Here is a 12,525-nt window from a genome sequence, read left to right on the forward strand (position 1 = left end):
ATTGCGAGGTTCAGAATGTTTACAATTAAAAATGTTTCAAAATCATATAACAAAAATGGCGAAAAAGCCGTAGATTCATTAAATCTTACAGTAAATAACGGTGAAATATTTGGTTTTCTTGGACCCAATGGAGCCGGAAAAACTACTTCAATCAAAATAGTAACAGGAATTCTTAAGCCTGATGAAGGCGATGTTTTTCTTGACGACATTTCAATCAAAGAGCGTCCAATTGCGGCAAAAAGGCAGTTTGCGTTTGTTCCTGACAATCCCGAGACATTCTCCCGTTTGAGAGCGATAGAATACCTGAACTTTATTGGAGACGTCTATAAAATCTCCTCTCAGGATAGAAAGCGGCGTATTGAATATTTTTGCCAGAAATTTGGACTTAAAGAAGTTTTGAACAACAGAATCAATTCGTTCAGCCACGGAATGAAGCAAAAATTGTTTTTGATTGCAAGCCTTATAACAGACCCCCAAAACTGGATTCTTGATGAGCCGATGGTCGGGCTTGACCCCGAAGCTGCGTTTATCATAAAAGAAATTATGCGTGAACGCACTGTCGCTGGTAAATCAGTTTTCTTTTCTACGCACGTAATGGAAGTCGCTGAAAAACTATGCGACAAAATTGGAATTATAAAGCGCGGTAAGTTGATTTTTGTAGGCACCATGGAAGACCTTAAACAAAAGCACAGTCAAGAAGGCAAATCACTAGAAGATATCTTCCTTTCACTGATTGGCAGCGATGTAAAGAAAACGGAATAAGGTGGCTGGCGTCATGTACTTTAAGTTATTTAAAATTTTTGCGTCTAACATATTTTCCTTTTCAAATTTTTGGGACGGTTTTAAAAAGGGACCTAAAGGCATTGTAAAAAGCATTTTGCTTTTGCTTCTTTTTATTTATGTAATAGCCGCTTTTGGGGTTATGTATGTAGGGTATATGCTAGTTGCCTACAAAACGCTTCAAAACGCAGGAAACACAGAGCTTATGCCTTTTATTACAACGCTTTTATCTCTTTGTGTGATTTTTTTCTTTGGATTTACCTCTGTAGCGACAAATTATTACACTGGCAGTGGCGAAGAACAGTTTATTTCAATGCCGATTTCATCATGTCAATTTTTCGGGGCAAAGTTCGCTGTTAGTCTTGTGACAGATGCTTTTATAGGACTTGTGATGTTTGCAATTTCTGCAGGAATCTATGGCTACAACGAGCATCTTCTTGCAAAACCTATGTTTTACGTGGGAACAATTACAGTCGCGCTCGCGTTTTCTGTGGCAGCAGTTTTTATTATCTATCTGCTTTTATCTTTGATTCTTTATTTTATTCCAGCTTTTAGAAAAAAATCAATTTTAACTGGCATTGCGTCGTTTCTCATTGTCTCTTTTTCAATTGGATATGGATTTTTAGCCTCAATAAGAGGTCAGATGTTATCTTCTGAAAACATGTTTGAGGAAGGTAAAGCGAGAGCTCTCACAGACTCATTTGCGCGTCTCAAGCCCCAGTCTTCCGCTATCAGTTTTTTTTCAAAAGCAATGAATGGAGATTTTTTTTCAATACTTGTAATGATTGCAACCGTCGCTTTTATCATTTTTGCATGCGTCCCACTTCTTGGAACACTTTATATAAAAACTTTGAATGGCTTTTCAGATGTCAAGACAAAAAAAATTACAGATTCAAAAGTTGAGTCGCTTATAAAAAAAGACACTCGTTCTAATACAATTTTCCACGCCCTGTTTGTGCGAGATGTAAAAACGATATTCCGCGAGCCAGCATTTTTTGCAAATGGTCCTCTGATGGTTTTTTTAATGCCAATCATTATTTTTTTTAGTTTTGGAGTTAGCTTTGCAACTTCGAGTGGTGGTAAAATTGCGGAGATTTTGTATTCAATTCAAGACGCGGTTGTCAACATATCAGCAGAGCAGTTTGAAAAAACAGAATATTACATTTGCGCTGGAGGAATGGCTTTTGTAATTTTTTTGGGAAATTGTACAAACATCGCCGCATCATCTTTTTCGAGGGAGGGAAAAGCGCTGTACGACTTAAAGGCTATGCCAATCATGAATTCAATAATTGCGAAAGTCAAGTTTTGGCACGCTATGATGTACGTCATAATTTCAAATATCATTTTTGCGTCATTGATTATTGCCGCAAGTTTGTTTTTCAAATTTCCGTTTACGCCAGCTGATATTGCAAAAATGATATTACTGATTGTAATTGGCTCAATCTCTGTGTCTGTCGCAATAATTTTTGTAGATATGTTTGTAGACACAGCGAATCCAAAGTTGTCTTGGGAAAACCCAATTGCTGCGGTTAAGCAGAACATGAATACAGCGATTGCAGCATTTTTTACAATTTTTGTCATCGCGCTTGCGGTTGCCCTTACAATATTTGTTTTACCAAAGTCGTATGCAGGAATTATAATTTTTAGCGCTGTGTTTGTCGTGATTTCGGCGCTGCTTGGAACCGCTTATTTTAAATATGCAGAAAAACGAATAACCGATATTTAGGACAGGGAATGAAAAAGTTTTATTGTTTGATATTGTCAATCTGTTGTATTCAGTTCTCGTTCGCAGCTGATTTTGATGGAAAATCGAGTTTTATGTTCGGTGAGAAAGACCTCAGAACTGTAAAAACAGAATTTTTCGAGATTATCTATCCGAAACGAAGCGAAAAAACTGCTGAAATTCTTTACTCAAATGTAGATTCTATTTACAGAGAAGTGACTGGAATTTACGGCTTTGAGCCAAAAGTCAGAATGCCTGTTGTCGTTGTGCCGGGCGTAGAAAGTTTAAATGCATTTTTCTCTTTTGTGCCGTACAATCACATCGTCCTTTTTGACACATCTGATACGGGTTTTGGAGAACTTCAGTCGTTCAGCGAGTCGATGCTCTCAATTTTTAAGCATGAACTTATTCACGCTGTAACATACAACATGTCTCAAAAAAACAGAAAAGATGTCACAAATCTGACGATGTATTCCGCAGGGCTTTTATTTATAACAACTGCGATGGCTGAAGGAGCGTCTGTAAGCGGAGAAAGTTTCGCCGGAGAAGGTCGGCTAAACAACGAATATGCAAAACAGTATGTAAAACAGGCGAAAATCGAAAACAAATTCCCAGACTATGATGATATTCAAGGAGCTGCAGATAGAAGTCCGAGAGGTGCTCCATATTATTTTGGAGGAGCTTTTCATCAGTGGTTGCAAGAAAAGTACGGAATTGAAAAATACACAAACTTTTGGTACACACTTGCGAGTGGGAAAAAACTTGGTATAAAGCGCTCTTTTAAGGAAGTTTATGGTCGCTCAATTTTAGCTGCGTGGGAAGATTTTAAAAACGATTATCAAATTCCTGACGTTGAGCCAAATCCTGTAAAAGCCGGGCTTGCTTCTGATTTTTTTACTCCTGTTTCAGATGATTTTTCACACAAAAATAAATCCGGAGAATTGTATAAATCTCTTACAGCTTCTGAAAAAGGAATCGCATGGATTGATTCTTATGGAAGACAGGTTTTTTACATTTCGTCAGATAAGCTTGCAGAAAAAAAACGCAAACCTGAAAAATTGTTTTCACAGAATGGAATTTATGCAATTTCGCTTTCGCAAAATGGAAAATATATTGCAGTTTCAAAGACAACATCAAATTCCGTAAATGTAAAAACAAAAGTCAGCATTTATGACATAGAAAAAAACAGATTTTATGATGTTCCTGACGAAGGTATAAAAGACGGTGCAATAATCGAAAAAGACGGATTTTTCTATCTTGTCTGCCACAAATATCAAGCTCCATTCAACAGCCTTATGATTTATAAAATCGCCGTAAATGAAAAGGGAATCATAAAAGGTGTTGACTTGCAGGCATCAAAAATTCTTCCGTTAAATGATTATGTGTCTAACTTTGCAGATTGCAAAGACGGTACTTTTGCAGCAATTTACAAAAGCGGACTTATTTTTTCTGTCCGAAAATATGATTTAGATGGAAACACTTTAGAAGATTACAAAATTTCGAGCGACCCGGAAGAAAAAATCAATTTACAGAGTATGTCTGTCGACGGTGAAAATGCGTATTTCAGTTGGGCAAAGAGGGAGACAATGCCTAGACTTGGTAAAATGAATCTTAAAACAGGTTCTTTCACCCTTTCTGAAAAAGATATTTCAGGCGGAGTCTACTGGCCGGTATTATTAAAAAATAAAACAGACAATCTCGAAATCGCTTACATAGGAACTTTTTATCGCCAAAATATGCTGCTGACTATTAAAGAAAAAGATTTTCTCGATTTTTCAAGCATAAAACAGACGAAAGAGGAATCCGTCAACGTTGCTGATTTTAAGACTTCTTTAAAACAAGATTCCGGCTCTGAGCGTCGAAATGATAGTTCATCGCCATTTGTGTTCTGCGGGCTTGAACAAAAGTCATCGAGTTACAATCCTTATCGCTTGTCAAACTTTTTATTTTTGCCGGTTGGGATTTATAAAAGAGAAAATTTACCGCACTTGTCTGATAAAAAAGAAACATTTGGTTCGAGTTTCTTTTTGGCAGGCGTAACGTTGCTGCGTTCCGACCCATGGCTATCTTCAATAAAAGATATAGATTTATTTACGGCAGGATGGGATTTTTTTACAAATTCAATTGGGGTCGAGTATAAAACATCGCCGCATTTCGGCACTGACATTTTCTCGAGTTCATTTGATTTTAAGACAGAGTTTGACCTGAACGGGTACGGCTGGAAGATAAGCTCTGCAGATGCGACTCTACAGTCTGTTTTCAATGTCGGCAGAATGTCTTCTGTTTTTTTTACAAATAAATCATCGGCAAAAATCGGAAAACACACTGTGGAGCGCAAGTTAGATGAAAACAACAAGTTATTTGATTATTTTGCGTCTGCAAAACCTGAATCAAACACAGTGTTTTTAGATGTGATAAACGTCTTTTCCGTTTCATATTCAAATGTTCACAGAGTGAATTCAGGAAGATATAACAAAAGCGGATTTTCAGCAGGAATCGGCGTTGCCTACGGTTATTTCAGAAACATAAACGAAAATCGCATATATCAAAATGAATTCGCACTCCAGGCATCGGCTTCAGCTTATGTTCCGCAGCTTATTCCTGTTTCTAACGATTATGGGTTTGTATACAATCTGCCTTTGCGGCTCAACTTTGATGTCGACAGGATTGCTCTCGATTTTTCAAATGCGACGTTTTCAAGCGGAATCGAAACTGTTTTATTCGGATTAGATGTTCAAAAAGCGCTGCCATTTTTCAGCTATTTGTTTATAGAAGATTTATATTTGACTGCCGGATACAATGGATTTTACAAAGCGTTTTTTTCAAAAACTGCCGAAAAAAATCACTATTCAGACACATTGAGCGTAAAACTTGTCGCAGACATCGCTTTGAATTTTGGAATTTTTACAGGTTCTGCTTTTAATTTGTTTACGGAATTTAATATTCATTTTAACAAAGCAAAAGAAAATGACCGCCTGTTTGATTTTGATGTCGGAGTTTACACTTCATTTTGACGTTTTACAGCGATTTGTTCTAAAACTTTGCCAATCGGCTCATGAATCACAATGTTTGCGATGTTATCCTGCGTTGTAGATGTTTTATTTATCAAAACAAGATTTTTTCCATGAAAGTAGTCTACAAGACCTGCTGCCGGATAAACAGTAAGAGATGTTCCTCCAATTATAAGCGTGTCGGCATTTATAATTGCATCTACAGCGTTTTCGATTACATTTTGGTCAAGGCTTTCCTGATAGAGCACAACATCAGGTTTTATAAGGCCGCCACATTTTTTGCAGTGAGGCAACTTGTCTTCAGAATTTTCACTTTCAATAATTATATTTTCATCGTAAAAAGCATGACATTGCGTGCAATAATTGCGGAGTGTGCTTCCGTGAAGTTCGTAAACTTTTTTGCTGCCTGCGAGCTGGTGAAGTCCGTCGATATTTTGTGTGATGACTGCGGAAAGTTTTCCTTCTTTTTCGAGCTCTGCAAGTTTGTAGTGCGCTGCGTTCGGTTTAATCCCTTTTGGTAAAAGTTTTGCCCTGTAAAATCTATAAAACTCTTTTGGGTTATTGCAAAAAAATGAATGGCTGATTATTTCTTCCGGCGGATATTTCCATTGTTGATTGTAAAGTCCATCTATACTGCGAAAATCTGGAATTCCCGACTCTGTAGAAACTCCTGCTCCTCCAAAAAACACAATCCGTTTGCTATTGTCGATGATTTGTTGTAGAATACACACCTTATCAGAAAAAAGTTCACCCATAATAAAAAGTCCTCATTATTTATCATAATGTATTTTTCTCTAAAGAAACAGAGTTTATCAGCCGATATTCGGAGTTGGAGAATACTATATTTATACGGTTTTATAGGAATGATAAGAATGAAAAAGATGCAGAAGAAAATTTATTCTATACTTCTTTGTGTTGTTTTGGGAATCTCAGCATTTGCTCATGGGAAAGGTGATATTGAAGAAATTTCCGTTGATAATTTAAGCAGCTGGCAGCAACAGTTCGATCTTGAAAACAAGAAAGTAGGTAAGTATAACATCTTGATTACAGCGAGCGATCTTGGTGGCAACACCCATGTCGACGGACCTCACAATATCTATTTTGACCCAAAGTCTGATTTACCTGTTTGCGGTATTACAAACCCATACAAGAACATGCGAGTTGTCGGAAACTTGAATATCGTTGGAACTTGTACCGATGATGACGGCGTTTCAAAAGTTGAACTTATCCTCGACGAAGGAACTGAAACAGAAAAAGTTGTCAACGCTAAAGGAAAAGAATTCTGGTCTTATTATCTTGAAACGAACGACCTTGAAGAAGGAATGCACACAATCAAGGTAATCGGATACGACATAAATGATGAGCCTAAAGTAAGCAGTCCTGTTGTCGTAAAATGGCAGCTTGACCGTAAGCAACCGAAGATGGAAATTCAAGACAGAGCGATGGGAATGCTTGTTTCCGGAAATGTCAAATTTGATGGAGCGGTGTCTGATGGTAACGGAATTAAATCGCTTGAACTTTCGGCAGATAACGGAAATACCTTTGTTCCTGTAAAACTCAATTCTAAAAAAACGACAGACTTGTGTACATTCTCAGTTTCTGTAGATACTAAAAAGTTTGAAGACGGACCTGCGGTTTTGTGGTTCAGGGCAACAGACCTTGCTGGTTCTGTAGGAATGTATTCTTTCCTTTATTTTATAGACAATGCAAAGCCTGATGTAAAAATCGTTTATCCTTCATTAGACAAGGAAATGAATGGGAAAATCACAGTTGCAGGTTATGCAAAAGATAAAATCGGCGTGACAGACCTTTCTTGGACATTCGGCAATCAGAGCGGAAAAATCGATCTTGTTCCAGGAAACCCATATTGGGCTGTTGACCTCGATACTGCCGGAATAAAAGAAAAATCGGTTAAGTTTACAATTCGTGCTGTTGACCGTGCGAAAAACATCGTTGAGGTTTCTCAAAACATCCTTTTGAATAAGGATGCTGATAAACCTTCCATTGAAAATTTTGAACCGCAGGAAGGGCACAATTATATAGACAATGAAGATGTCTTTGTTCGCGGAATTGCCCATGACGATGATGGAATCCAATCTGTAGTGATTCAACTTGACAACAAAGACCCAGTCGTTTTGGAAACAAACGGTGTTTATTATTTCAAACTTTGTTCAACAGAAGACCTTTCTGCCGGCAACCATAAAATCACTGTTGCAGCAGTTGATATAAACGGGCTCAAGAGTGACACCTCTGTTATCAATGTTTCTTCTAAAGGATCAGCTCCAAGATTCTCTGATGCAAGATTTGTTTCGGGCAAAGATTCAAGGATCGATTATGTAAATGGCGTTGAAATTCATCCGGAATCAGGGAAAGTTTTCAACGTAACCGCAACTTCAGGAGTCGGAATCAAGAATATATTTTCGAATTTTTCATGGGACGGCGGCAATCTTGAAAATAATGTAGACCTAAAAAATGTAAGCTCTTATACATATTCTCTACCTGTTTCTCCAGACAGTCCAAAAGGTCTTGTGTCTGTTACAGTCAAAGCGATCGACATTTTTGAACGAGTTGCAGAATTCAAAGCGTTTTATTACGTAACTAATACGACTGTCGTAAAGACTGACAATCCTGCTGTCGTATTTGATGACAGCACTGTTGGAGAAGACGGTTCAATTATAAGCAATCTTGAATTCCCTGTAACAGGATATTTGATTGGGGCAAAAGCCAAGAGTGTAGAACTTTATCCTGCGACTCCATTTGCAACGGCAGAACTTGAAGGCAACTTGATAAAACTTGTTGCAAAACCTGATGTTGCAGGAACTTCAAAAGATGTTGTTGTTCGCGTAAAAACAGATAACGGCAAAGTCATAGAATCTAAAAAAATAAGCTTTAAATCAGGGTCTGCAATTCCTGAACTCAAAATTGAACAATTTTCAGAAACTCAGTCAATCAATGCGCTATCTGGTGTTGTAACATTGAATGGAACTGCAACTTGTACAACTGGACTATCTTCTCTTGGATACAGAATTATTCCGGTCAATGCCGAGATTCAAAACGGTGTAATAGCTTCAACGCAAGTCGGAGAAATTAAACCGGAATTAACGAGTATCCCTGTTGCAAAAAGTGGAGCATTCTCTTTCAAAGTTGATGCCGACAGCCTCGATAACGGTATGCATATTGTTGAAGTCGTTGCAGAGAGCGCCGGCGGAAACAAAATCGCCAGAGCGGTCGCTCTAAAAAAGATTCCAGATGTTGAAGAGCAGGAAGAAAAAATGCCTGTTCCAACAGCGCCTGTTGTTGCCTGGGTAGATTCATTTGATGTCTATGCAGTCGGAATCTATCAGGGAGAGCTTGATACTGATTTTAAAGTGTTCTATCGGTCTGAAATGCCAGAAGGAAATAACTCTGAAATTTTTACGATAACTCCGACTGAAGGAAAGCCTGTTTCAAGCAAGTTCAGCGTAGTAAAAGAATATTCTCTTGATGCAAACATTGCCCTTGTAAACGATACTCCGTATTATAGCGGAATGCCTGTTTCCCTCGCCTACGGAGCAAAGACAGGCGGATTGATGAAAGTTTACATCGATACCGGTGCTGCCGTCAGTTCTGTCAACTACGAATTCTCCGGCGAAGATGTCCCAGGCGGAGAGCTCTATCTTAAAGGTACTGCAAAAATTATAAAGCCGAATACAGACAATCCTTCGAGATGGGTTGCAGAAATTCCTTTTGCGAATCTTCCAGTTCGTGTAAACAAAGTAAATATCACAATAAAAGCTGCCACACTTGAAAAGAAAATTTCAGGTTCAATAACAGTTGTGCGTAATTTTGACAGCTCAAAAATAAATGATGAAGAAAAGATTTATACAATACAGGGAGTTCAAACTGTCTTTAATGAAGAGAGCAAGAGTTTTGTTTTGAACAATGGTTCAAAGTTCTATTACTATGCTAATTATAACACTCCGCTGACAGCTGAACTCGTTTCTGCTACAAACGGACTTAAAATCGAAACAGATGGCCGTTTAATCACTCTCGTTGCTGAAAAAGAAGGTCTCTATAAAAATGTAACGCTTAGAATAAAAGATAAATTCGGCGATGTTCATGTTTCTGACGCATTGAATTTTGTTGCAAACACAAAAACTTCCGAAGTCCACCTTGAAAGTCCAAAATTGTTCGAGTGGCAGGCAAAAGTGATAAAACTTCAAGGAACTGCGGCACATCCTATTGGAATCTCAAAAGTTGAATATTCTTTTAACAGTGGCGAAACTTGGGAGTCTTTTGACCTCGGCAAAAATGTAAATAAACAAGGTGTAACTTTCAGCAAAAATGTCGATATCTCTAACATGCCTGATGGTCTTATAAGGATCGATATTCGGGCAACTGATGTTGCTTCAAATTATAATTATTTTAGAACGGCTGTCTGCAAAGATGTAACACCTCCTTCTGTGACTGTCGTTGAGCCTCTCGCCGGAGATGTCATAAACGGTCAAAACCTCATTGTGTTTGACGCAAAAGATGACGGTTTCCTTAAAACAGTAGAGTACACTGCTCCTTCCGTAAAAGGAAAAGCACAAATAAGGACGGGAATCCCTATTAATCCACTTATTCATACATACATTGGTACAGATGATGCGCCGCTCGATGATTCAATGTCGTTTGTGTTTACAGATGCGGCAGGAAATGCAACAACTGTAGAAGCTTGGAATTTTTCAATACAAAAAAAATCGGATTTACCGACCGTCGAAATTCACGTCCCTGAAGATATGCAAGTTATCACTCGTGACTTCACAATTTCAGGAGTAGTTTATGATGATGACGGAGCATGTTCTATATATTACAAAATCGATAACGATAAATATAAACGTGTTTCTACACACGAAGTATACAAACACGAAGATCCGTCTGCTGAATATATAATGGGCGCAAGTTTCTCTATTGAAGTTCCTTTTTCTACGATGACTGACAATGAACATACAGTTACAGTCTACGCAGTCGATGTAAACGGTGTTCAAGGTCCGGAAATTTCAAGAACATTCAGAATTTCGCTTGAAGAACCTAAAGGCGCTGTCGAAAAGCCGACAATCGATACTTCAGTACGCAATCGAATCACTATTTCAGGCTGGGCGAGTGATAAAAACGGTATTGCAGACGTAAAACTTTCACTCGACAATGGAAACTCATACAACGATGTGGAAGGCACTGAAAATTGGACGTACTCAATAGATACTCGAGCGATCCCTGGTGGTACTCGAGTTGTATTCCTCAAAATTACAGACAAATATGGAATTCAGGGACTTTATTCAAGTTTAATCAATATAGATAACGATGCTCCTGAATTGAACCTTGAACTTCCGATTGATGAATCAACAACTTCTGGAGTTGTATTCTTCTCCGGTTATACATACGACAATGTAGAGGTTACTGATTTGTACCTTACAATCCGCAGCTTGGAGAAAAATTCAAAAGAAATTGTAACAAAATTCAAGATTGACCGCATAATCGGTGAAACTGTAGATCTCAGATACCTTGATAACGGATTCTATAACGTAGAACTCACTGTAAAAGACAAGGCAGGAAATGCGAACAATGTCAGCCGAAATATTCACTTGAAAAAGGATATCGCACCGGCAACTGTTGATATCCTTTACCCGTTGAACGGTGAACATAAAAATGGAGTTTTCACAATCTACGGACAATCGGTTTCTGAAAAAGATATTTCGTCTTTAAAACTTTACATCGATGATAAGCCTGTAGATGAAACAGGACTTTCAAATTCAGGATTCTTTAAATTTATTGTCGGCTCGGAATTGATGACGAAAGGCAAGCATAAATACCGTGTTGATGCATTCCTCAAAGATGGAACTCAAGTTGCTTCTCGTGAACAAGTAGTTACTTACAGCCCTGTGGGACCTTGGGTCACAATTGACAGCATTGGCGGAGAAGATTTCACGTGCGGTGACTTTGCAACAAACAGACCTTACATCCGAGGAATGGCAGGCTATGCAATAAGCGATGAAGAAGCAGCTTCAGAGGAGAAGGCAAGCCTCGCCGCAAAAAAAGTACAAAAAATTGAGATAAGTTTTGATAACGGCAAAAGGTTTAAAGAACTTTCCAGAAATGAAAAGTGGATGTACCGAATTGAAAACCAAGATATCGAGGAAGGTTATCATTTCTTCGTGATTCGCGCCACAATGAAAAACGGAGAGACTGCAATCACAAGGACTATAATTCAGATAGATAATACGTCTCCAACAATCAAGTTGATTTCGCCTGTAAAAGGAGGTCGTTACAATCAAAAATTAAATGTTTCAGGACTGTCAAGCGATGACGTTCAGCTTGAAGATTTAAAAATCACTTTACGCAAAGGCGACAAGGCAACTTATGAAGTTCCTGCATTTATTCAAGGGTTGTTTGTAGATCTTAAATTCTGGGGCGCTACATTGTACTCGGTTGGAGCGGGTCTTACTTTCTTTGATGATGTAGTAAAAATTCAGCTTTCTTATGGACAGTTTACACAAGTACAACGCGACTCTGCATCAAAAACGCTAGGCGTTGAATTTTCAAATATGCGTTATGGCGGAAATGTATTCAGTGCTAAGATTCTTGCAAATATATCATCGATTCCGTTCAGTTATTTCTTTGGAAATGATTGGAGTTGGCTATATGCGACATTTGCTTTAGGAGCAGACTTCTCGTTCTTTACAGCGACAAGCAGTGGAAAATCACAGGTTCTCTCTGCTGTACTTGGACAAGTTGAATTCCCTAAAGTAAAATTACAAAACAGAAATGCATTCAGTTCATTTGCGGTTTACACTGAGGGGTCGCTGTGGTTTATTCCGACAGACGTGCAAGGTAGCGGCGGAATTAAAAATCTGATTCCACAGATTGGAATTGGTATTCGTGCCAATATATTTTAGGTGATTTTTTGCAGATTTGCATGATCGCAGATTTGCAGAGCTTCAAGCTTGGCAAGTTTAATCAGCTTGCCAAAATAGTTTAATTCAACATTAAAGA

5 protein-coding genes are annotated in these 12,525 nt (G+C 38.2%); 4 read left to right on the forward strand and 1 reads right to left on the reverse strand.

The window, feature by feature from the left end; translation table 11 throughout:
- Positions 1 to 15: 15 nt before the first annotated feature.
- From H9I37_RS01715 to H9I37_RS01725, 3 genes are read left to right on the forward strand one after another with little or no spacing between them, the layout of a single operon-like run.
- Positions 16 to 762, forward strand: a complete 747-nt coding sequence (locus H9I37_RS01715; RefSeq protein ID WP_187380768.1) for an ABC transporter ATP-binding protein — start codon at positions 16 to 18, stop codon at positions 760 to 762.
- A gap of 13 nt (positions 763 to 775) precedes the next feature.
- The gene (locus H9I37_RS01720) at positions 776 to 2,506 is read left to right on the forward strand and encodes a hypothetical protein (protein ID WP_187380769.1); all 1,731 of its coding nucleotides are present in this window, start codon (positions 776 to 778) and stop codon (positions 2,504 to 2,506) included.
- An 8-nt stretch (positions 2,507 to 2,514) separates the two neighbouring features.
- Entirely contained in the window at positions 2,515 to 5,517 is a 3,003-nt protein-coding gene (locus tag H9I37_RS01725; protein ID WP_187380770.1) for a hypothetical protein, read from the forward strand.
- On the opposite strand, the gene H9I37_RS01730 is transcribed toward H9I37_RS01725, so the two are convergent.
- Positions 5,502 to 6,269 (reverse strand): NAD-dependent protein deacylase, encoded by a 768-nt coding sequence (locus H9I37_RS01730; RefSeq protein WP_187380771.1) that lies wholly within the window; start codon positions 6,267 to 6,269, stop codon positions 5,502 to 5,504. The genes H9I37_RS01725 and H9I37_RS01730 overlap by 16 nt on opposite strands.
- A gap of 117 nt (positions 6,270 to 6,386) precedes the next feature.
- Here H9I37_RS01730 and H9I37_RS01735 point away from each other — a divergent pair, with 117 nt between their 5' ends.
- Positions 6,387 to 12,428 carry an Ig-like domain-containing protein gene (locus H9I37_RS01735; RefSeq protein ID WP_187380772.1) on the forward strand — a complete coding sequence of 2,014 codons (6,042 nt, stop codon included), beginning with the start codon at positions 6,387 to 6,389 and terminating at the stop codon, positions 12,426 to 12,428.
- The last annotated feature ends 97 nt before the right edge of the window (positions 12,429 to 12,525 follow it).

This window comes from Treponema sp. Marseille-Q3903 (assembly GCF_014334335.1).
Taxonomy (GTDB): domain Bacteria; phylum Spirochaetota; class Spirochaetia; order Treponematales; family Treponemataceae; genus Treponema_D.